The organism is Aeromicrobium sp. CTD01-1L150 (genome assembly GCF_041951745.1).
Lineage (GTDB): Bacteria > Actinomycetota > Actinomycetes > Propionibacteriales > Nocardioidaceae > Aeromicrobium.
Genome location: NZ_CP169555.1, coordinates 3,009,323 through 3,032,109 on the forward strand (window position 1 = coordinate 3,009,323; position 22,787 = coordinate 3,032,109).

Genomic DNA, 22,787 nt, shown 5'->3' on the forward strand with positions numbered 1-22,787 from the left:
GCCCATCCGCGCTCCGCAGCCGTCGTGCATGGTTCTCGCCGGCTGCACGTGAAGTTCACCGTGCGATCGTTCAAGAACCGTGCACCAAGGCCGAATTCCCATGACGTCATGGGAATTGGCGGTCACCAGCGGCCGTGGCGGGGGCGTGGCTGGCAGCGGGGACAGGTGTAGGAGGAGCGGTTCATGAAGGCATCGCGACGAATCGGGGTGCCGCACCGCTCACATGGCTCACCTTCGCGACCGTAGGCGGACAGCGACCGGTCGAAGTAGCCGCTCTGGCCGTTGACGTTGACGTACAGGGCGTCGAAGGACGTGCCGCCCTGCTCCAGTGCCTCGTCCATGACGTCGGTGACGTGGCCGACGAGCGTCTCGATCTCACGCAGCCGCAGGTTACGGGTGTCCCGGGCGTAGTGCAGGCGGCTGCGCCACAACGCCTCGTCGGCATAGATGTTGCCGACGCCGGAGATCAGGCTCTGGTCCAGCAGCGCACGCTTGATGCCGGTGCGACGCCGCCGCAGCGCCGCCGCGAAGCCCGCGGGGTCGAAGGCATCGTCCAGCGGGTCGCGGGCGATGTGCGCGATCTCGGTGGGCAGCACCGCGCCGTCCTCGCTGAACGACATCCCACCGAAGATCCGCTGGTCGGCGAAGCGCAGCTCCCGGCCGTCGTCCAGCCCGAGCACCACCCGCAGGTGCCGCGGTGGGGGCGCCTCGGCATCGCTGATCAGCATCTGGCCGCTCATGCCCAGGTGGCACAGCACGGCGTCCCCGGCGGTCTCATCATCCAGCGCCAGCCAGAGGTACTTGCCCCGACGCCGCGCCGCGACCACCCGGCGGTCCGCCAGCCGAGCCGCGAAGTCGTCCGGGCCGGGCTCGTGGCGCCGCAGCGAGCGTGGTTCCAGCACGGTGACCGAGACGACGACCCGGCCGACGACGTGCGCGTCCAGCCCCCGGCGGACGACCTCGACCTCGGGAAGCTCAGGCATCGAGGGCGTCGGCCGGCGAGAGCTCGGCCTGCAGGGCCCGCCAGGCGATCTCGGCGACCTTCTGCTCGGCCTCCTTCTTGGACCTGCCCGTGCCGACGCCGTAGACCCGCAACCGCAGGTAGACCCGGGCGGTGAAGGTCTTGTCATGGTCCGGGCCGGTGCCGACGATCGCGTACTCGGGGACCCCGAGGTCGTGGTCGGCGCCGATCTCCTGCAGCGACGTCTTCCAGTCCAGGCCGGCCCCGAGGTCGGCGGCGCGGGCGAGGAAGGGATCGAAGACCCGGTGGATCACCTCGGAGGAACGTTCGATGCCGAACTGCACGTACACCGCGCCGAGCACGGCCTCCACGGCGTCGGAGAGGATCGAGGCCTTCTGGCGTCCACCGGTGGCCTCCTCGCCACGGCCGAGCCGCAGGTGCGAGCCGAGATCGAGCACGTGGGCGACCTCCGCGAGGGCCTTGGCGCTCACGACGGCGGCACGGAGCTTGGCCAGCTGTCCCTCGGGGAGGTCCGGGTGCGTCGTGAACAACGCATCGGTGATGACCAGCCCGAGCACGGAGTCTCCGAGGAACTCCAGGCGCTCGTTGTGGAGCACGCCGTCGTGCTCATAGGCGTACGAGCGGTGCGTGAGGGCATGCTCCAGCAGCTCGGCGTCCAGGTCAGGGACGCCGAGCACGTCACGCAGTGCGTCCAAGGACCCCGTGCCGATGCCGTCGGAGGACGGCGTCCCATGGGCGCCCACGGGCCGCGGGCGAGTCAGAGAACCTGGCGACGCTCGCCGCGGGCGCCGTACTGGCCGCACTCGCCGCACGCACGGTGCGGCAGGACCTTGGCGTCGCACGCGGGGTTGGCGCACTCGATCAGACGCGGCGCAGTGGCCTTCCACTGCGACCGACGGTGACGCGTGTTGCTGCGCGAGAGCTTGCGCTTCGGGACCGCCACGATTACTCCTTGGGGCTGTCCGGGCCATGGCCCGGCTCGTTCATCTGTGTCTTGAGGTGGCTCAGGGCCGACCATCGGGGGTCGATCGCCTCGCCGTGTGTGTGTCCTGGGTCATCCGCGAGCCGCGCTCCGCACTCGGGGCACAGTCCCGGACAGTCCGGGTCACACACTGGGTTCAACGGTAGCGCCAGCACCACCGCGTCCCGCAGGACGGGTTCGAGGTCGAGCAGCTCGTCCTCGAGGGCCATCTCGTCGTCGGCGTCCTCCCCGGTGGCTACCGGTTCGTAGACGTACAGCTCCTGGAAGTCCACGGCGATCTGCTCGTCGAGGGCCTTCAGGCACCGTACGCACTCGCCGACCGTCCGCGCCGAGGCGGTGCCGGTGGCCAGCACCCCGTCCATGACGGCCTCGAGCCGCAGCTCGAGATCGATGGATGATCCCTCGGGCACGCCGATGACGTCGTGACCCAGATCTGCCGGCGCCTCGATGTCCTTCACGTACGTCTTCTCGGTGCCTGGCCGGCGACCCAGTACCTGGGTGTCGAAGACCAGTGGTCCGGGAAGCACGTCAGATCCGTCCGTCGAAGTGCACGACACATCACGGCCTGCGAACAGGCCGACGTCGATGGTACCCCGGGATCCCCGGGAGACACCAATCCACGGGCCTCTGGCAGGCAGAGATGCTCTCGTTCGGTCGGTGCGCGGTGCCAGCATGACGGCATGGAGACGAGCGCGCAGAACGAGGGGACGGTGCTGCACGCCGACCTCGACTCCTTCTTCGCCTCCGTCGAGCAGCGCGACGACCCGTCCCTGCGCGGACGCCCAGTCATCGTCGGCGGGGGTGCCGGGCCACGGGCGGCAAAAGGCACAGCCGGGGGTGCCGGGCCACGGGCGGCAAAAGGCACAGCCGGGGGTGCCGGGCCACGGGCGGCAAAAGGCACAGGCGGGGGTGTGGTCATGGCGGCGAGCTACGAGGCACGGGCCCGCGGTGTCAAGGGCGCCATGGGCGGCCGGCAGGCGCTGCGCCTGTGTCCTGACGCCGTCGTGGTGCCCCCGCGGATGGAGGCCTACTCCCAGGCGAGTCGGGACGTGTTCGCCGTCTTCGCCGACACCACCCCACTGGTGGAGGGCGTCTCGATCGACGAGGCGTTCCTCGAGGTGGGCGGTCTGCGTCGCATCCGCGGGGCACCGTCGACGATCGCGGCGCAGCTGCGAGCCGATGTCCGCGAACGGGTCGGACTGCCCATCTCTGTTGGTGTCGCACGCACCAAGTACCTCGCCAAGGTCGCGAGCGCCATGGCCAAGCCCGACGGACTGCTCGTCGTCCCCCTCGCAGACGAGCGACGATTCCTGCACTCGTTGCCGGTGCAGGCCTTGTGGGGCGTCGGGCCGAGGACGACGCAGAAGCTGCACGATGCACGGATCCGGACCATCGCCGATGTCGCCCGGCTCGAGGTCGGCGAGCTGGCCGCGCTCGTGGGCCGGGGCGCAGCGCGTCACCTGCACACCCTCGCCTCGGGCGAGGACCCACGTCGCGTGGAGACCGGACGCAGACGCCGTTCGATGGGTGCGCAGCACGCACTCGGTCGCCACGAGCGCACCCAGCGTGACGTCGAGATCGTGCTGGCGACGCTCGTGGATCGCGTGGCCGGACGCCTGCGTGGCGCCGACCGCACCGCCTCCACCGTCGTGCTGCGGGTCCGGTTCGCCGACTTCACGGCTTCGACGTCGTCGCGCACGCTCCCCCGCCCCAGTGCCCACACCGACGTCCTGCTGAGCACGGCCATGACGCTCCTGCACGCTCGCACGACGGAGATCGAGCACCGCGGGATCACCCTGGTGGGCGTGCAGTGCGCCGGACTCGACGACCACGGTGAGCAGCTGGAGCTACCCCTCGCACCCGCACTGACGCGACCGCTCGACGATGCCCTGGATGCCGTGCGCGGCCGGTTCGGCTCCCACGCGGTCACCCGCGCCGCGCAGGTGGGGCGATCAGCGCGTCCCGCCATGCCGACGCTGCCGGACTGAGGTCCGGTGGACCTGGCTCAGCGGGTGAAGGCGTCCTTCATCTGCTCCAGCACGAAGTCCGGCACGAGGCCGCTGACGTCGCCGCCACCCCGGGCGACCTCCTTGACCAGGCTCGAGGCCAGGAAGGAGTACTCGGGGCTGGTGGGGATGAACAGGGTGTCGACGTCGGTGAGGTTGCCGTTCATCTGCGCCATCTGCAGCTCATAGTCGAAGTCCGAGACCGCACGCAGGCCCTTGGCGATGGCCGCGATGCCGTGCTCGGCGCAGAAGTCGACCAGCAGCCCCTGAAAGGACGCGACGCTCACGTTGGGCAGGTGCTCGGTGGCCCGCCGCAGCATGTCGATCCGCTCCTGCAGGGAGAAAAGTCGCTTCTTGCTCTCGTTGACGCCGACGGCCACCACGACCTCGTCGAACAGCCGCGCGGCACGCTCGACGATGTCGACGTGGCCGTTGGTGACGGGGTCGAACGACCCGGGGCAGACGACCTTCGTCACGGTGTGCTCCTGGACTGAAGAGATGGTTGGTGCCCTGCGACGGGCCGACCGTACCAAAGCGTCGTCTCGCCGTACGCCTTGTCCCGGACGGCCTCAAGGCCCTCCGGCCAGGTGAGGGAGTCGCGGCTGGAGCGCTCCACGACGACCACGGCATCAGGGTCGAGGTGTGGCACCAGGGCGGTGAGCAGGTCTGTGACGTCATCGGCCGGCAGGGCGTACGGCGGGTCGATGAGCACCAGGTGCCACGGCGGGCCGCCATGGTCGGCGACGAATCGCTGCGCCGTCGCCCGGTGCACCGTGGCTGCGGCACCGAGATCTCGCGTGTTGCCGGCGGCCACGGACGCGGCGCGCCCGTTCGACTCCACGAGGTCGGCGGACTCCGCACCGCGTGAGAGGGCCTCCAGCCCCAGGGCCCCGGACCCGGCGAACAGGTCCAGGACGCGCACGCCCTCGAACCCGCCGAGCAGTGAGTCCAGGGAGGAGAACAACGACTCGCGCACCCGGTCCGACGTCGGGCGGGTCCCCTCGCCGGACGGGGTCCGCAACCGCCGACCACCCCATTGGCCCGCGATGATGCGCATCACGTGCGCTCCAGGTACTCGGCCTGCTCGGTCTCCTCGAGCCGGGCGATCGCTGCCCGCAACATGGGCAGGTCGGCAAGCTCGGGGTCTTGCTCGACGACGGCCGTGGCGACATCGCGTGCCTCGGCGATCACCGCCTCGTCCTTCACCACCGAGAGCAGCCGCAGGCTGGAGCGGAACCCGGACTGGCTGGCACCGAGCACGTCACCCTCGCGGCGCAGCTCGGCGTCCAGGCGGGACAGCTCGAACCCGTCGTTGGTCCCTGCCACGGCGGTGAGCCGTTCGGCGGCCGGCGACTCGGCATCGGCGTCGGTGACGAGCAGGCACAGGCCCGGCTCGCGACCGCGACCGACACGGCCACGCAGCTGGTGCAGCTGCGACATGCCGAACCGGTCGGCGTCGAGGATGACCATGACCGTGGCGTTGGGGACGTCGACACCGACCTCCACGACGGTGGTGGCCACGAGGACGTCGACCTCGCCCCTGGCGAACGCCGACATGACGGCGTCCTTCTCCTCCGGCGGGAGCCGACCGTGCAGCGCCTCGACCCGCAGGTCCGCGAGCGGCCCCGTGGACAGCTCCGCGTGGACGTCGACGAGCGAACGCGTGTCTGGTGCATCATCGGAACGCTCGTGCTCGCCGGCGTGCTCACTCGCCGCCCGTGGCCCGGCAGCCCCGCCGGGCGCCGCGCCGATGCGCGAGACGACGACGTACGCCTGGCGTCCCTTGGCCACCTCCTCACCCACGCGCTCCCAGGCGCGCTCCAGCCACGCCGGCCGCTCGGCCACCGGGACGACGTTGGTCTGGATGGGCTGTCGGCCGGCCGGCAGCTCGGTGAGCGTGGAGACCTCAAGGTCGCCGAAGACCGTCATGGCCACCGTCCGCGGGATGGGCGTGGCCGTCATGACCAGCACGTGAGGGCGCGACTCCGCCCGGTCGACGAGCGCCGCACGCTGCTCCACCCCGAAGCGGTGCTGCTCATCGACGACCAGCAGCCCGAGGTCGGCCAGCTGGACCTTGTCCTGGATGAGCGCATGGGTCCCGATGACGATGCCCGCCGCACCGGACGCGGCATCGAGCAACGACTCACGTCGGGCGGCCGCCCCCATGGAGCCGGTGAGCAGGCGGACCCGGGTGGCCTGCTCCTCACCGCCCAGCATCCCCTCGGCCGCCAGGGTACCGAGCATCGTGGTGATGGCACGGTGGTGCTGCGCGGCGAGCACCTCGGTGGGCGCGAGCAGGGCCGCCTGCCCCCCGGCGTCGACCACCTGGAGCATCGCCATGAGCGCGACGATCGTCTTGCCCGAGCCGACCTCACCCTGCAGGAGGCGATGCATGGGGTGGGTGGCCGCGAGGTCCGCGGAGATCTCGTCGACGACCTGCTGCTGGCCGTCGGTGAGCGTGAACGGCAGCCGCTGCACGAACAGGTCGTGGATCCCGCCCTCGCGCCGGGGCCGGGCGACCGTGGCGTCCTGTGCGGCGGCACGGCGCCGCTGCGCGAAGACCGTCTGGATGACGAACGCCTCCTCGAAGCGGAAGCGGTCCCGGGCGCGCTGCCACTGCGCGGCCTCGCGCGGGCGGTGGACGTGCTCGAACGCCTCGGCCGCGCCGGGCAGTCCCTGGGTCGTGCGTACCGACTCCGGCAGCGGCTCGTCGACGTCGGTGACGGCCAGCACCTGCGCGACGGCCTTCTCGATCGTGAAGGACGAAACCTTGCCGCTGGCCGGATAGATGGGGATGATCCCTCGAGCGATCCGGCCGTCGGGGAGGGCCTGCCCTCCTTGCTGGTCCTCACCCTCGATCGGCTCGAACAACGGATGGGTCAGCTGCAGCCGGCCGCGAAACTCCCCCACCTCGCCGGCGAACAGGCCCACCGTCCCGGGAGCCAGCTGGCGTTGGCGCCACGGCTGGCGGAAGAAGGTGAGGGTGAGCGACGTGTTGCCGTCGGTGACCGTCACCTCCGTGCGCGTGTCCGGCCGGCCCCGGCCTCGGCGGAAGCTGTGGTTCTTGGCCTCGGCCACCCGCGCCATCACCGTGGCGTACTGGCCCACCCGCAGCGATGCGAGATCGGTGAGCTCCCCGAGCGGGACGTAGCGCCGCGGGTAGTGACGCAGGAGGTCGTCGACTCTCTCCATCCCGAACGCCTTGGCGAGCGCCCTGGACGTCTTGTCCCCCACGACGGACCGCAGCCGGGTGGCTGGTGTGACGGCAGCACTCATCGCGGGCTCACTCCACCGCGATGAAGAGCGGGTAGTTCTCCTGCTCCCCTGCGTAGACCACGACGTCGAGGTCGACGCGCTCGTCGCGGATCCGGCTCTCCAGCTCGCGGGCGAGACCGGGGTCCGCTCCCTCACCGAGGACCAGGGTGACTAGCTCGGCACTGGGCGAGAGCAACCGGTCGAGCACGTCGCCCACGACCGTCACGAGGTCGGTGCCGACGACCGCGAAGTCGCCGGAGACCACCCCGAGGGCGTCACCGGCGCGGCAGGGGCCGGCCATGGTGATGCCAGGCTCCGTGGCGATCGTGACCGCGCCGTGCTGCGTGGCGGCAGCAGCGCTGGACATCGCGACGACGTCGTCGTCGAAGCCCAGGCCGGGATCGTGCACGGCGAGCGCCGACAATCCCTGGACCTGGGCGTGGGTGGGGATGACGGCCACCCGGATGCCCTGTTCGCGGGCCTCACGGGCCGCTGCTTCGAAGAGACCGACGTAACGCTGGTTGTTGGGCAGCACGATGACCTCGTCCGCGCCGGCCTCACGCAACGCGGCGGTCATCTGCGCGAACCCGAGCGGCGCCGCACGGGTGAACTCCAGCACGTCCGCACCGGCCTCGCGGCACAGCGCGGAGACCCCGCTGCCGGTGGTGGCGACGACGACGGCCCGCCCTCGGTCGCGGGCAGATGCCGTCTGACTGGCGATCTGGTCGGCGAAGTGGGTGACGGCGATGCGATAGGGGCGCCCGGCCGCCATGCCGGCCTCGATGGCGGCCCCCACGTCGTCGACGTGCACGTGGACGTTCCAGAGCCTCTCGCCCCCCACCACGACGAGGGAGTCGCCCAGCCCCTGGAGCTTGTCGCGCAGCGCCGGGATCTGCGGGTCGTCGGCCTCCAGCAGGTACATGACCTCATAGGCCGGGCCGCCGGCCACGAAGTCATCACCGGCGGCGGGGAGCGGTTCGGGTACGGGGACGTGCGTGCGGCCCCGCTCGGGCGTGCGCCCGGTGAGCGCCTGCTCGGTGGCATCGAGCACCACGACGAGCGCCCGCCCGCCGGCGTCGACCACACCCGCCCTGGCGAGCATCTCCATCTGCTGCGGCGTCCGCTCCAGCGCCTCACGGGCCTGCCCAGCCGCCCGCGCGAAGGCCTGCTGACCGGAGAGGCCGGCCTCGGCCGCCGCCTCAGCTCCCTGCGCAGCGGCTGCCGCGACGGACAAGATGGTGCCCTCCACGGGGGTGCCGACCGCCGCGTGCGCGGCATCGGACGCGGCGCGGAACGCCGACGCGACGACTTCGGCGGTGAGGGGCTGATCGACGTCGATGGCGCCGAAGGTGGCCCGCGCGAGCTGGGAGAGGATGACCCCGGAGTTGCCCTTGGCGCCCGTGAGCAGGCCGTCGGTGTAGACCCGCACGAGCTCGGGCAACGTGGCGTCCTCACCGAGCGCGGCGACCGCCTCCGCCCCTGCGACGATGGTCAGGTAGGAGTTGGTGCCGGTGTCGCTGTCGGGCACGGGGAACACGTTCAACGCGTCGATCTCCGCGCGGGTGCGTGACAACGACTCCACACACAGCTGGGTCCAGACGCGGAAGGCATCGGGACGCAGCTGCAGGACCATGGTGGGAGATTATCGCCCGCCACCGTCACGCCCGCGGCCACGCCGGCCGGGCGATTCGTGGGCCGCCCGGCCGATTCGCCGCGAGCGGGGGCGATCGGCTATCCTTGAGCGGTTGCCCCGTGGCGCGTCGCCGCGCGGCACCCCAGGATCAAGCTTCACCCAGCACGTTCAGTTCAGTTCACCAGATTTCTCAGGAGTGGTCGCCGTGGCAGCGGTCTGTGATGTGTGCAGCAAGGGACCCGGCTTCGGCCACAACGTCTCGCACTCGCACCGGCGTACGAAGCGTCGTTTCGACCCCAACATCCAGCGTGTGCGTGCCGTCATCGACGGCACGCCCCAGCGGGTCAACGTCTGCACGTCGTGCCTCAAGGCCGGCAAGGTCTCGCGCTGACACGCGGACGTGCATGAGTAGGCGCGTCCACGCCTTCAACGACGACGCACTCGGCGACCTCGACGCAGTCGGGGTCGCCGCTGCTGTGTCCGCGGGCGACATCACCGCCGTCCAGGCCGTCGAGGCTGCCATCGCACGGATCGAGCAGGTCGAGGGTGTGCTGAACGGGCTGGTGGTCGGCGACTTCGACCGGGCCCTGAGCCAGGCCGGCCGTCCCACCGCCGACCGGCGCGACGGCGGCACGCTCCGGGGCGTGCCCACGCTCGTCAAGGACAACACCGACGTCTTCGGTCTGCCCACGCGTCACGGGTCGCTCGCCGTCCCCGCCGAGCCCGCCAGGGCCGACGCCGCGTTCACCACCCAGCTGCGTTCCACGGGCGTCGTCGTGATGGGCAAGTCCACGATGCCGGAGTTCGGCTTCAACGCCACCACCGAGTTCGAGCACCTCCCCCCGACACGCAACCCGTGGGACACCGACTACTCCAGCGGCGCCTCCTCCGGCGGTGCCGCTGCGCTCGTCGCCTCCGGCGCAGTGCCCCTCGCCCATGCCAACGACGGCGGCGGCTCCATCCGCATCCCTGCGGCCGCCTGCGGGCTCGTCGGGCTCAAGCCCACGCGCGACCGCGTCGCCCAGGCCGCCGAGGCCGCCTCGATGCCGGTCGACATCGTCAGCAACGGCGTCGTCACCCGTTCCGTGCGTGACACCGCCGCGTTCCTGGCCGGGGCCGAGGCGCACCGTGCGGCGCCGGGTCTGCCGCATGTCGGCTACGTCGAGGGACCGTCCTCACGTCGGCTGCGGGTCGGTCTGCTCATCGACTCCCTCACCGGGCCGCCGGATGAGCAGACCCGCGACGCCGTGCTGTCCACCGCCACGCTGCTCGAGGAGCTGGGGCACGAGGTCGTCGAGATCGACCTGCCGGTGGTCGAGAGGTTCAAGGACGCCTTCGCGCACTACTGGTCACTGCTGGCGTTCTCGACACAGAGGTTCGGCAAGAGGCTCTTCCATCCGGAGTTCGACGCCTCGGCCACCGATCCGCTCACCCAGTTCCTGGCCGGGCGGTTCCTGCGCAACGCCTGGCGCACCCCGGCCGCGGTCCACACGCTCAAGCGGTCCGAGCGGGTCTACCAGGAGAAGTTCGCCGCCGCCGGGATCGACGTGGCGCTCTCTCCGGTGCTCGGGCACGTGACGCCCCCGCTGGGCCACATCTCTCCCACGGTTCCGTTCCCGGAGATGTTCGAGCGGCTCCTGACGTACGTCTCGTACACGCCCCTGCACAACGCGTGCGGCGCCCCGGGCATGTCGCTGCCGTTGGCGACGTCCACCGAGGGCCTGCCGATCGGTGTACACCTCTCGGCACTCCACGGCGACGAGCGCACCCTGCTGGAAGCGGCCTACGAGCTCGAGGCAGCTCGACCGTTCGCCCGCATCCAGGACTGAGGTCTTCGCGCGGGCGTGACCTCGGAGCCGGCTGCTGACGACGTCGATCCGACCGGTCACCGTTCATCACACCGCTGGCCGGGCATGATTCTCCATGCGTATCACCACGACTGAAATCGATATTGGACGGGTCTTCCACGGCCTTCCTAGCGTGTCCCGGACACGAAAGGACGGGACATGACAGCCCCAAGAACTGAGACAGCTCCGCGGCCGCAGGTCCGTCGAGTGGTTCTCTCCGCGTTCGTCGGCACCTCCATCGAGTGGTATGACTTCTTCCTGTTCGGATCCGCTGCGGCGCTCGTCTTCCCCATGGTGTTCTTCCCCGAGTCGGACCCGCAGACAGCAATCCTCCTGTCCTTCATGACGTACGGAGTCGCCTTCCTGGCCCGACCGCTCGGTGGAGTCATCTTCGGGCGTATGGGCGACGCGATCGGGCGCAAGACCGTGCTCGTCGTGACGTTGTCGATCACCGGCGGTGGCACCTTCCTCATCGGATGCATCCCCAGCTACGACGCGATCGGCGTCTGGGCCCCGCTGCTTCTCGTCCTCATGCGACTGGTCCAGGGGCTGGGCATCGGCGGGGAGTGGGGTGGGGCCGTCACTCTCTCTGCCGAGCACGCCGAGGCCGGAGGACGAGGTGATGCTCGTGGCCTACTCACCTCAGCGGTCCAACTGGGCGTTCCGGTCGGGAACCTGTTCGCCGTCGGTGCGCTGGCCGTCATGAGTGCAACGCTGCCGGAGGAGCAGTTCGTCTCCTGGGGCTGGCGCATTCCGTTCATCGCAAGTGCACTGCTGGTCGTCCTCGGCCTGTGGATTCGCGTCGCGGTCGATGAGTCCCCACTGTTCGCAGAACAGGATCAGGTCGAGGCGCCGTTCCGCGAGATGCTGCGCACTCATTGGCGGCAGATTCTGCTGACCATCGGTCTGCGCGTCGCCTCTGATGTCTCCTACTACGTCTTCGCCGTCTTCGCACTCTCCTACTTGGTCTCCACGTTGGAGATGAACTCATCGGTCGGTCTCTACGGAGTCATCGCCGGATCTGTCGCACAGCTCCTCATCATCCCCATGTCGGCTGCGCTCTCGGACCACTACGGTCGTCGTCCTGTCTACGTCGTCGGGGCTGTCTCCGTGGGCGTGTGGGCCTTCGTCGCATGGCCACTCATCAATACCGCCAACCCAGCACTGGTGATCACGACCATCGCCATCGGCATCGCTGCTCAGGGCATCATGTTCGGTCCACTCGCAGCGTTCGTTGCCGAGATGTTCAGCACGAAGGTGCGCAACTCGGGTTCGTCGTTCGGATTCCAGATCGCCGGCGTCTTCGGCGGTGCCATCGCCCCATTCACGGCGCAGCTTCTCCTCACCAGCTTCGGCTCGACCTCAGCGGTCTCGATCTACGTCGCCCTGATGGCCGCCCTCGCGGTGGTGAGCGCATACCTCGCTCGTGAGACACACAAGAACGCCATCGGCGACTGAAGGACGAGAACCATGAACACTGTCGCGATCGACTCCATCCGCCGCACGCTGCAGGAGAAAGGCCACGCCGGCTACATCGCCTACACACCATCCTCGGTCTTCTACGTCACCGGGTTCCGCTCCTACTTCATCTCCGAGTGGTGGCGCCTGCACGGCACCGTGCTGGCGTTCGTGCCGGCGAACCCCGACCTGCCAGTCACACTGCTCGTCAGCGACTTCGAGTCTGGAACGGCGTCTGCCGCCGCACCGGGACTGCAGCTGCGAACGTATCGACTGTGGGTCGACCTCTCGACGGCCGAGCAGATGGCCACGCCTCCTGGCGAGGCTGTGGCGACACGTCCCGAGCAATGGGACGACACCGAGCTGGACAGCGTCGTCGCAGAAACACTGCGAGAGCTCGACATGGCCTCCGGCACCGTGGGGACGGATCTTCCCTTCGTCAACCATGCGACCATGGCTCGTCTTCAACGATGCGCAGAACAGGTCGAGCTGGTGGACCTCAGTGAGGAGCTCTACGCGATCAGGCTGATCAAGCAGGAATGGGAGATCGAACGGTTGCGTCTGGGTGTCGAGCTGTCCGAAGCCGGCATGGCGTACGCCGCACGGAACCTGAGCACCGGAATGACCGCGCAAGACGTCCGCGCCCTGTACCAGGTCGGGGTCGCTCAAGCCACCATCGGTGACGCCCGCTATCACGGCTATGCCGAGAACTGGGTCCTTCCGACGGTCGGAAGGACGACCTCGGCCGCCTACGGCGCCAGTACCGGCGGACTTCAGCGTGGCGACCTCGTCAAGTTCGACTGCGGGGCGACCGTCGCCGGTTACCGCTCCGACGGTGGACGCACCTTCGCCTTCGGCGAGGCCTGCGACGCCGCTCGTGACATGTACCAGGTGATGGCGCGAGCGCAGGAGATCGCGAGGGAGTCGATCGCGCCCGGGAAGGTTATTGGCGACACGTACAGGGCGGCGATGGCGCACGTACACGACAACGGCTACCCCACGTTCAACCGAGGACACATCGGTCACTCGGTCGGCCTGGACTCCTTTCACGAGGAACCGCCCTACCTAGGCCCTGACTGTCAGCAGACCTTCGCCGAGGGAATGGTGTTCGCCGTCGAGGTCCCGACCTACACGCCGGACATCGGGGCGATGATGATCGAGGATCTGGTGGTGGTCCGTGCGGGAGGGGTCGAGCTCCTGCACAGCATGTCTCACGAACTGATGGTGGTGTGATGGAGATTCGCGACCTCGAAACGCTGGTCGCCCTGGCAGACGAGCTGCACTTCGGTCGGGCTGCAGCGCGGCTGCAGATGACTCAGCCGCCCCTCACCAAGCGACTCCAGAAGGTCGAGCGGTCGCTCGGGGTGCGGCTCTTCGAGCGGGACCGACACGGGGTCCGCCTCACGCACGAGGGCACCGACGTCGTCGCGATGGCGAGAGCGGCTCTGCAAGAGGTCCACCGTCTGGAGCGTCACGCCAGCGAGCTGCGCGCCGGAACCAGCGGCACCATCCACATCGCCGCAGTCGGCTCGGCCTTCTACGCCGCTCTGCCCCGTCTGCTCGAACCAGCCCGGCGTTCTCATCCGGGTATGAAGTTCCGTGCGTTCGAGTTCGAGACGACTGAGCTGGTGGATGCTCTGCGAAGCGGTGAGGTCGATGTCGGCTTCGTCCGACCGCCGGTCGGGCGCGACCTCGCAACGCGCGAGGTGTGGACCGAGCCGCTGGTGGCAGCCGTGGGCAGCAACCACCCGCTCGCGGACCACTCGGTCGTGAGCGCGGAACAGCTAGCCGGATCACCGTTCGTGTTCTTTCACCGCGACGCCGGACCGGGCTATTGGGACCGCGCGGCCGACGTGCTGGCCAGTGCCGGTGCGCCACTGGAACCCCAGGTGGTCACTGACCACGTGAGCACGATCCTCGGAATGGTGGCGCTGGGTGAGGGTGTGACGCTCGTGCCCGCCTCGGCACGGGCATACCAGCATCCGGAGATCCGATACATCACCCTCGACCAGACGGTCGAGCTACCTCTGTCCGTGGCGACGATACGCGAGCAGCCCCGCGCGATCGTCCGTACATTCCTCGAAACCCTCCCAAGAACCGCCCTGACCTTCGGATGAGAGGACACGACCGATGACCGACTTCGTGGGCGTCAACGACATGGCCCGCTGGACCCGCGACCGCGGGGCCGGGGAGCTGATCGCTGGCATCTCACGCGAGATCACCGCCGACTTTCTTCGCTGGCCCACCTTCGACAAGACCCCTCGTGTCGCGCACCACACCGCGTTCGGCGTCGTGGAGCTCATGCCGGTGAGTGACGGCGACCACTACGCCTTCAAGTACGTCAATGGACACCCGTCCAATCCGGAGCGGGGTTTGCAGACTGTGACCGCCTTCGGCGTGCTCGCTGACATGAGCAGCGGGTACCCCATCCTCATCGCCGAGATGACCATCCTCACCGCTCTGCGGACCGCCGCGATGTCCGCCGTCGCGGCGCAAGCCCTGGCGCACCGCGACGCGCGGATCCACGCGCTCATCGGCACCGGGAGCCAATCGGAGTTCCAGGCTCTTGCTCTCCGTGAGGCGATCGGTCTGCGCGAACTCCGCCTGTGGGACGTCGATCCGCACGCCATGGAGAAGGCGGCCAGGAACCTGCGTCGACTTGGGTTCGACGTGCACCTCACCCAGGGCCCCGCCGACGCCCTCACCGGAGCGGACGTCATCACGACGTGCACGGCCGACAAGGCGCTGGCCACCGTCCTGCACGACGACTGCGTGCCGGCAGGTGTGCACATCAACGCCATCGGCGGCGACTGCCCGGGCAAGACCGAGCTGGACGCACAGATCCTCCATCGGGCTCGCGTGTTCGTCGAGTATGCGCCGCAGACCCGTATTGAGGGAGAGATCCAGCACATGAGCGCCGATTTCCCCGTCACCGAGCTCTGGCGCGTCCTGACCGGCGTGAGCGTCGGTCGACGCAGTGCCGCCGACATCACCGTCTTCGACTCAGTCGGCTTTGCGATCGAGGACTTCTCCGCCCTGCGCTACCTGCGACGGCAGGTCACCGGCAGCGAGTACGTCACCGACATCGATCTCGTCGTGGAACCCGAGGACCCCAAGGACCTGTTCGGCTTCTGCGGAACCCTCGCTCCCGTCTAGTGCACCTGCGCATCTCGAGCAGACGGAAGAGTGTCGTCCTGCGACAGGAACCTGGGAAACGTCACCAGTGGCGGTGACCGCCGTCGCCCTCGTACACCTCGCCGTCGACGAGCACACCGGGCTCGTCCGCCGCGAACACCGCGCCGATCGGGTGCCACCCGTCCGGCAGGTCGCTGTCCGGGCCGAACGTCGCCACGAGCGCGAAGTCCTCGCCCCCGGTGAGCACGAACTCCAGCGCGTCACGTCCCAGCGCCCCGGCGACCGTCTCGACGGGTTCAGGGATCTCCAGCCTCCCGGTGTCCAGGTCGATGACGACCTCGCTCGAGCGAGCGATGTGCTCCAGGTCGGCCAGCAGGCCGTCACTCACGTCGATCATGGACGTCGCACCGGCCAGGGCCGCTGCCGGGCCGGCAGTGTACGGGGGCTCGGGCACCAGATGGGCCTGCACGACGCTGCGCGGGGAGCGGAAACCACGGCTGAGCGCAGCCAGGCCCGCCCCGGACCAGCCGAGCCGGCCGGCCAGGGCGACGATGTCGCCCGGAGCCGCCCCGGACCGTGTCACCGGGACGCTGGCCTCGCCGAGCACGGTGACGGCGATGACGACGACGTCGGCATCACTCATGTCGCCGCCCACCACATGGGCGCCGACCGCCGAGCACTCCTGCTCGAAGCCCTGCGTGAGATCGAGCACCCACTGTGACGGCAGGTCGGCCGGCGCGGCGAGCCCCACGGTCAGTGCCGTGGCGACGCCCCCCATGGCGTTGATGTCGGAGAGATTGGCGGCGGCGGCGCGGCGACCGATCTGCTCGGCGGTGGCCCAGTCACGCCGGAAGTGGCGCCCCTCGATCAGCAGGTCGGTGGAGATGAGGACACGGCCGGTGTCGGTGTCGACGTGCGCGGCGTCGTCGCCGGGCCCGATGAGGACGCGCCTGCCGGTGCCGGCCTGCGCCCGGACCAGGTCGATCATGCCGAACTCGCCCACGTCGCCCACCGTGGCGTCCACTGCCTCACCGTTCCCGCTCTGCATCCGTCCATTCTCACGCAGCCCACCTCGCAGCGGGGCAGGTATCTAGTAGCGTGTCCGGAGTCCACGAGCAGGAGGTCGCATGACGGTCCAGGCATACATCCTCGTCCAGACCGAGGTCGGCAAGGCCGCTGAGGTTGCGGAGCAGATCGCCGCGATCAGCGGCGTCACGCTCTCGGAGGATGTCACCGGACCCTACGACGTCATCGTGAGGGCCGAGGGCCCCTCCGTCGACGAGCTCGGCAACCTGGTCGTCTCCACCATCCAGGCCGTCCCGGGCATCACACGCACGTTGACCTGCCCGATCGTCCGGATCTGACTCCTCCCGTGTCGCGGGCCGCCGTCGGCTCCGTCGCGCTGGTGCTGGTGCTCGGCGCGTGTGGTTCCGGGGTGCTCGTGGACGCCTACCCACGCGAGGACGGCACGCAGGAGCTGTGCGACATGCTGCTGGCCGACCTCCCCGCGGAGGTCGCGGGGAACGATCGACGGGAGGTGGCCCAGGACGTTCCCGCAGCGGCCTGGGGCGAGGTGCCGATCATCCTGCGCTGCGGCGTCGAGCGCCCCGAGGAGCTGACGGCTTCCTCGCGCTGCGACATGGTGGCCGACGTCGGGTGGTTCGAGGAGGAGACCGCTGACGGCCGGGTGTTCACCACGATCGGGCGCGACGCCTACGTCAGCGTCGAGGTGCCGGGCCAGGTGCAGCCGGCCGCCGACGTCCTGGTGGACCTCGCCGACAGCGTCGTCAAGCACGTCCCGCAGGACCAGCCCTGCGTCTGAGCACGCGAGTGGGGACCGAGCCGGCACCCACCACCACCGGCCGCGCCACCCGACCCACGACACGGCCGGGCCCCGGCGGGGGTCCCGGGCCGTGGGCGGGAACTAGCGCAGCCCGACGTCGCGGGCCAGGGCCAGCTGGACGAGGCGGTCGACGAGCTCGGCGTAGGAGATGCCGCTGGCCTCCCACAGGACGGGGAACATCGACGTCGACGTGAAGCCCGGCATGGTGTTGATCTCGTTGATGACCAGGCCGTCGTCGGTGGCGAAGAAGTCGACGCGCGCCAGCCCCTCGACACCGAGAGCCGTGAAGGCCTGCACGGCGTACGTGCGGACCTGCTCGGCGACGGTGGTCGAGATGTCGGCCGGAACCACGTTGGCGCTGGTGCCGTCGAGGTACTTGGCCTCGAAGTCGTAGAACTCGTGCCCGGAGTCGGCCTGTTGGACGACCTCTCCCACGACGCTCGCCAACGGGGTGCCGTCGGGCTGCTGGATGACCCCGACCTCCAGCTCGCGCTTGCCGCGGGCGGCGGCCTCGACGATGACCTTGGGGTCGAGCTCACGGGCCGCCTCGACCGCTGCGTCGAGGCGCTCCAGGTCCTCGACCATGGTGACGCCTGAGCTGGAGCCGGCCCGCGCCGGCTTGACGAAGACCGGCAGGCCGAGCGCGCGGACCCGGGCGAACGCCCGGTCCCGCTCGTGCTCCCACTGCGCCGGGAGGATCGTGACGTGCGGAACCTGTGGGAGCCCTCCGGCGGAGAACAACGACTTGGTGAACGGCTTGTCCATGCCCGCGGAGCTGGCGAGCACCCCGGCACCGACGTAGCGGACGCTGGCCATCTCCAGCAGGCCCTGGACCGTGCCGTCCTCGCCCCACGGCCCGTGCAGGAGCGGGAAGGCGACATCGACGTCACGCAGCTCGTCCCAGGAGAAGTGCGGCGCTGTCGGGTCCACTGATGGCAGCTGGCCGTCGGGCAGGTCGTCCCACGCCATGGGGTCACGGACCCATCGACCGTCGTGGGTGATGCCGACGGTCACCACCTCGTAGGCGTCGTGATCGATCGCACCGACGACGTTGCGCGCCGTCAGGCAGGAGACCTGGTGCTCGCTCGAGCGGCCACCGAAGATCACAGCCAGTCTCGGACGTCCCGCGGTTCGAGAGGTGGAGGGGTTCATCGCCGAGCACTGTATCGGTCCCTGCACAATGGCCCCATGCGCGGACCCGAGCTCTCGCCCCCCACCATCGCTGTCGGCGCCGGACGTCCCGCGCGCAGACCCGGCGCTCCGCTCAACGCGCCGCTCACCCTGGCCACGGCGTTCGTGCCCGGTGACGGCAACGACTACTCGCGACAAGCCAACCCCAACTGGCTCCCCTTCGAGGAGGTCCTCGGCGCCCTGGAGGGCGGGCGAGCCCTGGCGTTCTCCTCCGGGATGGCCGCGACGACCGCGGTTCTCGATCTCGTCCCCGTTGGCGCCACGGTCGTCGCGCCGGAGCACGCCTACGCCGGCACGTTGGACCTGCTCCAGCAGCGCGCCAGGCGCAAGCTCCTCGAGCTTCGTCTCGTGGACCTCACCGACACCGCCGCCGTGCTCGCCGACGCCGACGGCGCGGCGCTGCTGTGGATGGAGTCGCCGACCAACCCGATGCTGGACGTCGCCGACGTCGCGACCATCGCCAAGCAGGCGGCCCGCCGCGGCACGGCCGTCGCGGTCGACAACACCTTCGCCACCCCGCTGCGGCAGAAGCCGCTGGAGCTGGGTGCCGACTTCGTCATCCACTCGGCCTCCAAGCTCATCTCCGGACACAGCGACGTGCTGCTCGGCGCCGTGGTCACCAACCAGGACCGCGGCTACCGCGCCGTGGAGAAGCGCCGCACCTCGATGGGCAGCACGCCCGGTGCCCTCGAGTGCTGGTTGGCCACCCGCGGGCTGCGGACCCTGCATGTTCGCCTCGATCGCGCCGAGACCAACGCCCGTGAGATCACGGCGCGCCTGGAGAAGCTGTCGGGCGTCTCCGGCGTGCGCTACCCCGGCTGGGGAACGATCGTCTCCTTCGAGGTCGACAAGGGCGCCAAGGCGGCGCAGAAGGCGACCGAGAAGAGCGACATCATCGCGTACGCCACGAGCCTCGGCGGTGTGGAGTCCACCTGGGAGCGGCGGCGCCGCCATCCCCTCGAGCCCAAGCCCGTGCCGGAGAACCTCGTGCGGTTGTCCGTCGGCATCGAGGACGTCGAGGACCTGTGGGCCGACGTCGAGCGCTCCCTGACCACCGTCTGAGGCCCGTCCGCCCGCTGGCCTGCTCTACCTGACTTCTGGACGGGCCTGACGCGAGATCAGGGCCTTGACGAGCTGCTCCGGGTTCATCTCGCCGGCGATGAGAGCGGCGACGTGGTCGACGATCGGCATGTCGACGCCGTGCATCGCGGCGAGCTCGGCGACGGACTGGCAGGACTTGACCCCCTCGGCCACCTGACGGGTCTGCGCGGCCACCTCGTCCACGCTCATCCCCTGCCCGAGCTTCTCGCCGAAGGTGCGGTTGCGTGACAACGGCGAGGAGCAGGTCGCCACGAGGTCTCCCATGCCGGCGAGGCCGGCGAACGTCACCGGGTCGGCGCCGATCGCCTGCCCGAGCCGGGCGGTCTCGGCCAGACCTCGGGTGATGACCGAGGCCTTGGTGTTGTCGCCGAAGCCGAGCCCCTGGCACACCCCGACGGCCAGGCCGATGATGTTCTTGGTGGTGCCGCCCAGCTCCGCCCCGATGACGTCGGTGATGGTGTAGGGCCGGAAGGCCTCGGAGTGGCACAGCTTCTGCAGCCGTTCGGCCACCGCCACGTCCTCACAGGCGACGACGCTGGCCGCCGGCTCCCGTCGGGCGATCTCCTTGGCGAGGTTCGGGCCGCTCACCACCGCGATCCGCTCGGGGCCGGCGCCGGTGAGCTCGGCGATGACCTCACTCATCCGCTGGTGCGTGCCGAGCTCGACGCCCTTCATGAGGGAGACCATGACGGCGGTGTCCTTGATGTGCGCACCCCAGTCCGCGAGATTTCCGCGCAGCTGTTGCGAGGGCACGGCGAGCACCACGACGTCGGCCCCCTGCAGTGCCTGCTCCGGGTCGGCGGTGGCTCGGATGTTCGCCGGCAGGTCGATGTCCGGGAGGTAGTCCACGTTGCAGCCGGTGGCATTGATCGTCTCGCACAGCTCGGGCCGTCGGCCCCAGAGCTGGACGTCGTTGCCGGCGTCGGCGAGGACGAGCGCGAATGCCGTCCCCCACGAGCCGGCGCCCATCACGGCGGTCGTGGTCATGCGGGTGCCCGTCGGTTCTCTCGCTGGCGCTCGTTCATGAAGACTCCGAATCGTCGTAGGTGGTGCGGGGCTTGGCGAGGGTGTGGACGTCGATGCGTGGCGTGGTGGGCAGCTCGCCGCGGATGTCGGCCACCATGGCGGTGAGCGTGTCCATGAGTCGTCCGGTGGCCGCGACGACCTGGTCCTCGGTGACCTCCTCGCCCTGCAGGTCCGAGAGGTCGAGCGGGTCACCGACGCGGACGTGGATGGTCTTGCGCGGCAGGATCCGCGGGCGCTTGGTGTAGGGCCACAGGATCGCCTGCGGCCCCCACTGGGCCACGGGGACCAGCGGCGCACCGGTCTCCAGCGCCACACGCACCGCGCCGGTTCGGCCGGACATCGGCCAGCCCTCGGGGTCGCGGGTGATGGTGCCCTCGGGATAGATCGTCACGACCTTTCCCTCCTGCACGGCGTCAACTGCGGCACGCAGCGAGTCGGCCGCGCCGGACGTGGAGCGGAAGACCGGGATCATCTCGGCTCCCCGCAGGATGGAGCCCACGACCCTGACCCGGAACAGCGGGTCCTTGGTGAGGAAGCGCGGGGTGATGCCCGCATCGACGAGGAAGTGCGACAGCAGGAACGGGTCCACGTGTGAGAGGTGGTTGACGGCCAGGACATAGCCGCCGTCCTGCGGCAGCTTCTCCACGTCGCGCCAGTCACGCCTGGTCAGGACGATGAACAGCGGACGCAGGAACCTCACCACCCAGCGCGTCGTGCGCGGCAGGAACGACCACCGACCCATGTCCTGCACCCTAGTACGTCGTTGTTCCACACGACGTCGTCGTCCCTGACGGCGAAGATCCCCGACTGGAGGCATCATGGCCCTGCTCCCCTCGAACCCCGCCGCGATCCTGAATCGCGCCGACAAGGTGCTCGGGAACGTCGATGGCGTCCTCGGGCGTGTCGACGGCACGCTGTCGTCGGTGGACGCCACCCTCGGCACCGTCGACACGACCTTGGTCACGGTGAGCGAGACGCTCGCCGACACCCAGACGACCCTCGGGGAGGTGAAGGAGCTGCTGTCCGAGCTCGAGGAGGAGATGGCGCTGCTCAAGCAGGTGCCGCAGATCGCCGAGCAGGTCGCCGCCATCCACGCGGCGGTGACTGCGCCGTCGTGACGGACATCGACCGCGGCGGTCCTCAGCCGGAGAAGTGCGCGGCCAGACGTCGATGACGGTGCCGGAACAGCGCTGCGATGATGCGTTGCTGCAGCGCCGCGCTGGCCCGGCCCGGGACGCGCGGAGCGAAGGTGAGGCGATCGTGCACGTGCGTGCCTCCGCTCGCCGTGGGGGCCAGCGTCCGCTCGTGCCGCCACGTGCGGGCCGACAGCATGGTCGACTCCTCCCGGAAGGAGCGGCCCGGCTCCAGCTCGGCGACGGTGAGGTCGTCGTAGTCCACCGGCAGGATGCCGAACAGCCTGATCCATGAGCGTCCGATCGGCTCACCGACCTCGATCGTCTCGATCGACAGGCCCTCGGCACCGGAGGGCATCGACATCGTCATCCAGGGCCTGAGCTCGTCGTTGATTCCCTCGGGGTCGACGACTCGCTCCCACACCTGCTCGATGGGGGCCGCCACGACGGACTCCTGCTCCACCACGACCTCGGTCATGGCACGACCCTATGACGCCGACGAGCCTCAGACCACGGTGGCCGGCTTGAACCGGAGGCGGTTCCTCTCGTAGGCGTCGATGTCCTCACCGTGCGAGAGCGTGATGGCGACGTCGTCGAGACCCTCCAGCAGGCGCCATCGGGTGTAGTCGTCGATCGTGAAGGAGTCCTCGATCGCGTCCGGACCCTCGCCTGCCCTGACCGTCCGGTTCACCAGGTCGAGCGTGATCGACGCCCCAGGGTTCTCGGCCAGGTGGTCCCAGAGGCGCTGGACGACCTTGTCGTCGACCTCGGCGGCCAGCAGACCGGCCTTGCCGGAGTTGCCGCGGAAGATGTCTCCGAAGCGCGGCGAGATGACGGCCTTGAACCCATAGTTCTGCAGCGCCCAGACGGCATGCTCTCGCGACGAACCGGTGCCGAAGTCCGGACCCGCCACCAGGACGGTGGCGTTCTTGTACGCATCCTGGTTGAGCACGAAGTCCTCGTTGCCACGCCAGGCCGCGAACAGGCCGTCCTCGAAGCCGGTACGGGTGACGCGCTTGAGGTAGACGGCGGGGATGATCTGGTCGGTGTCGACGTTGCTGCGCCGCAGCGGTGCGCCCACACCCGTGTGAGTGGTGAAACGTTCCATCAGAATCTCCTGTGATCGTCAGTCGAGCGGGGCAGCGTGAGCGGGCCGCTCGAGCACGAGGTCCGATCCGTAGCAGGTAGAGCTCAC

Annotated in this window: 25 protein-coding genes; 11 read left to right on the forward strand and 14 right to left on the reverse strand. The window is 69.7% G+C overall.

Annotated features, from left to right (window positions below):
* Nucleotides 1-122: 122 nt before the first annotated feature.
* The 4 genes from mutM to ACEVFP_RS14895 form a co-directional block, all read right to left on the reverse strand.
* Complete coding sequence (gene mutM / locus ACEVFP_RS14880) at nucleotides 123-983, reverse strand: bifunctional DNA-formamidopyrimidine glycosylase/DNA-(apurinic or apyrimidinic site) lyase (protein WP_375000223.1); 861 nt, start codon at nucleotides 981-983, stop codon at nucleotides 123-125.
* Nucleotides 976-1,677: a ribonuclease III gene (rnc, locus tag ACEVFP_RS14885; protein ID WP_375003850.1), complete on the reverse strand. Its 702-nt coding sequence runs from the start codon at nucleotides 1,675-1,677 to the stop codon at nucleotides 976-978. Before rnc ends, mutM begins: the two co-directional genes overlap by 8 nt.
* A 62-nt stretch (nucleotides 1,678-1,739) precedes the next feature.
* Entirely contained in the window at nucleotides 1,740-1,925 is a 186-nt protein-coding gene (gene rpmF, locus ACEVFP_RS14890; RefSeq protein ID WP_375000224.1) for a 50S ribosomal protein L32, read from the reverse strand.
* Between the two features lie 2 nt (nucleotides 1,926-1,927).
* Complete coding sequence (locus ACEVFP_RS14895) at nucleotides 1,928-2,491, reverse strand: DUF177 domain-containing protein (RefSeq protein ID WP_375000225.1); 564 nt, start codon at nucleotides 2,489-2,491, stop codon at nucleotides 1,928-1,930.
* A 153-nt stretch (nucleotides 2,492-2,644) separates the two neighbouring features.
* Between ACEVFP_RS14895 and ACEVFP_RS14900 the strand changes: the two genes are divergently transcribed.
* Nucleotides 2,645-3,952: a DNA polymerase IV gene (locus tag ACEVFP_RS14900; RefSeq protein ID WP_375000226.1), complete on the forward strand. Its 1,308-nt coding sequence runs from the start codon at nucleotides 2,645-2,647 to the stop codon at nucleotides 3,950-3,952.
* Nucleotides 3,953-3,969: 17 nt separating this feature from the next.
* On the opposite strand, the gene coaD is transcribed toward ACEVFP_RS14900, so the two are convergent.
* From coaD to ACEVFP_RS14920, 4 genes are read right to left on the reverse strand one after another with little or no spacing between them, the layout of a single operon-like run.
* Nucleotides 3,970-4,446: a pantetheine-phosphate adenylyltransferase gene (gene coaD / locus ACEVFP_RS14905; RefSeq protein ID WP_375000227.1), complete on the reverse strand. Its 477-nt coding sequence runs from the start codon at nucleotides 4,444-4,446 to the stop codon at nucleotides 3,970-3,972.
* Complete coding sequence (gene rsmD / locus ACEVFP_RS14910; protein WP_375003851.1) at nucleotides 4,443-5,027, reverse strand: 16S rRNA (guanine(966)-N(2))-methyltransferase RsmD; 585 nt, start codon at nucleotides 5,025-5,027, stop codon at nucleotides 4,443-4,445. The genes coaD and rsmD overlap by 4 nt, the downstream gene beginning before the upstream one ends.
* Nucleotides 5,027-7,246 (reverse strand): ATP-dependent DNA helicase RecG, encoded by a 2,220-nt coding sequence (gene recG / locus ACEVFP_RS14915; RefSeq protein ID WP_375000228.1) that lies wholly within the window; start codon nucleotides 7,244-7,246, stop codon nucleotides 5,027-5,029. Before recG ends, rsmD begins: the two co-directional genes overlap by 1 nt.
* Before the next feature lie 7 nt (nucleotides 7,247-7,253).
* Nucleotides 7,254-8,858 (reverse strand): DAK2 domain-containing protein, encoded by a 1,605-nt coding sequence (locus tag ACEVFP_RS14920; protein ID WP_375000229.1) that lies wholly within the window; start codon nucleotides 8,856-8,858, stop codon nucleotides 7,254-7,256.
* Nucleotides 8,859-9,063: 205 nt separating this feature from the next.
* Here ACEVFP_RS14920 and rpmB point away from each other — a divergent pair, with 205 nt between their 5' ends.
* The 6 genes from rpmB (at nucleotide 9,064) to ACEVFP_RS14950 (ending at nucleotide 15,319) form a co-directional block, all read left to right on the forward strand.
* Nucleotides 9,064-9,249, forward strand: a complete 186-nt coding sequence (gene rpmB / locus ACEVFP_RS14925) for a 50S ribosomal protein L28 (RefSeq protein ID WP_375000230.1) — start codon at nucleotides 9,064-9,066, stop codon at nucleotides 9,247-9,249.
* Between the two features lie 13 nt (nucleotides 9,250-9,262).
* Nucleotides 9,263-10,687, forward strand: a complete 1,425-nt coding sequence (locus tag ACEVFP_RS14930) for an amidase (RefSeq protein ID WP_375000231.1) — start codon at nucleotides 9,263-9,265, stop codon at nucleotides 10,685-10,687.
* A 225-nt stretch (nucleotides 10,688-10,912) separates the two neighbouring features.
* Entirely contained in the window at nucleotides 10,913-12,163 is a 1,251-nt protein-coding gene (locus ACEVFP_RS14935) for an MFS transporter (RefSeq protein WP_375000232.1), read from the forward strand.
* A 12-nt stretch (nucleotides 12,164-12,175) separates the two neighbouring features.
* Nucleotides 12,176-13,396 carry a M24 family metallopeptidase gene (locus ACEVFP_RS14940; protein WP_375000233.1) on the forward strand — a complete coding sequence of 407 codons (1,221 nt, stop codon included), beginning with the start codon at nucleotides 12,176-12,178 and terminating at the stop codon, nucleotides 13,394-13,396.
* Complete coding sequence (locus ACEVFP_RS14945; protein WP_375000234.1) at nucleotides 13,396-14,280, forward strand: LysR family transcriptional regulator; 885 nt, start codon at nucleotides 13,396-13,398, stop codon at nucleotides 14,278-14,280. Before ACEVFP_RS14940 ends, ACEVFP_RS14945 begins: the two co-directional genes overlap by 1 nt.
* Before the next feature lie 13 nt (nucleotides 14,281-14,293).
* Nucleotides 14,294-15,319: an ornithine cyclodeaminase gene (locus tag ACEVFP_RS14950; protein ID WP_375000235.1), complete on the forward strand. Its 1,026-nt coding sequence runs from the start codon at nucleotides 14,294-14,296 to the stop codon at nucleotides 15,317-15,319.
* 61 nt (nucleotides 15,320-15,380) lie between these two features.
* Here the strand turns inward: ACEVFP_RS14950 and ACEVFP_RS14955 are convergent, their stop codons facing one another.
* On the reverse strand, nucleotides 15,381-16,346 hold the full coding sequence (locus tag ACEVFP_RS14955) for a thiamine-phosphate kinase (RefSeq protein WP_375000236.1): 966 nt from the start codon (nucleotides 16,344-16,346) through the stop codon (nucleotides 15,381-15,383).
* Nucleotides 16,347-16,425: 79 nt separating this feature from the next.
* Between ACEVFP_RS14955 and ACEVFP_RS14960 the strand changes: the two genes are divergently transcribed.
* On the forward strand, nucleotides 16,426-16,662 hold the full coding sequence (locus ACEVFP_RS14960) for an Lrp/AsnC family transcriptional regulator (protein ID WP_375000237.1): 237 nt from the start codon (nucleotides 16,426-16,428) through the stop codon (nucleotides 16,660-16,662).
* Nucleotides 16,663-16,670: 8 nt separating this feature from the next.
* A complete protein-coding gene (locus tag ACEVFP_RS14965) occupies nucleotides 16,671-17,120 on the forward strand; it encodes a DUF3515 domain-containing protein (RefSeq protein ID WP_375000238.1) in 450 nt (149 codons plus the stop codon).
* Between the two features lie 102 nt (nucleotides 17,121-17,222).
* Here ACEVFP_RS14965 and ACEVFP_RS14970 read toward each other — a convergent pair whose 3' ends face one another.
* Nucleotides 17,223-18,293 (reverse strand): D-alanine--D-alanine ligase family protein, encoded by a 1,071-nt coding sequence (locus ACEVFP_RS14970; protein WP_375000239.1) that lies wholly within the window; start codon nucleotides 18,291-18,293, stop codon nucleotides 17,223-17,225.
* Nucleotides 18,294-18,329: 36 nt separating this feature from the next.
* Here ACEVFP_RS14970 and ACEVFP_RS14975 point away from each other — a divergent pair, with 36 nt between their 5' ends.
* A complete protein-coding gene (locus tag ACEVFP_RS14975) occupies nucleotides 18,330-19,394 on the forward strand; it encodes a trans-sulfuration enzyme family protein (protein ID WP_375000240.1) in 1,065 nt (354 codons plus the stop codon).
* Between the two features lie 24 nt (nucleotides 19,395-19,418).
* Here ACEVFP_RS14975 and ACEVFP_RS14980 read toward each other — a convergent pair whose 3' ends face one another.
* On the reverse strand, nucleotides 19,419-20,420 hold the full coding sequence (locus ACEVFP_RS14980; RefSeq protein WP_375000241.1) for an NAD(P)H-dependent glycerol-3-phosphate dehydrogenase: 1,002 nt from the start codon (nucleotides 20,418-20,420) through the stop codon (nucleotides 19,419-19,421).
* 34 nt (nucleotides 20,421-20,454) lie between these two features.
* Complete coding sequence (locus ACEVFP_RS14985; protein WP_375000242.1) at nucleotides 20,455-21,201, reverse strand: lysophospholipid acyltransferase family protein; 747 nt, start codon at nucleotides 21,199-21,201, stop codon at nucleotides 20,455-20,457.
* A 76-nt stretch (nucleotides 21,202-21,277) separates the two neighbouring features.
* Here ACEVFP_RS14985 and ACEVFP_RS14990 point away from each other — a divergent pair, with 76 nt between their 5' ends.
* Nucleotides 21,278-21,577 (forward strand): hypothetical protein, encoded by a 300-nt coding sequence (locus tag ACEVFP_RS14990; protein WP_375000243.1) that lies wholly within the window; start codon nucleotides 21,278-21,280, stop codon nucleotides 21,575-21,577.
* A 22-nt stretch (nucleotides 21,578-21,599) separates the two neighbouring features.
* Here the strand turns inward: ACEVFP_RS14990 and ACEVFP_RS14995 are convergent, their stop codons facing one another.
* A complete protein-coding gene (locus ACEVFP_RS14995; protein ID WP_375000244.1) occupies nucleotides 21,600-22,070 on the reverse strand; it encodes an SRPBCC family protein in 471 nt (156 codons plus the stop codon).
* A gap of 27 nt (nucleotides 22,071-22,097) precedes the next feature.
* A complete protein-coding gene (gene leuD, locus ACEVFP_RS15000; RefSeq protein WP_375000245.1) occupies nucleotides 22,098-22,700 on the reverse strand; it encodes a 3-isopropylmalate dehydratase small subunit in 603 nt (200 codons plus the stop codon).
* Nucleotides 22,701-22,787: the final 87 nt, after the last annotated feature.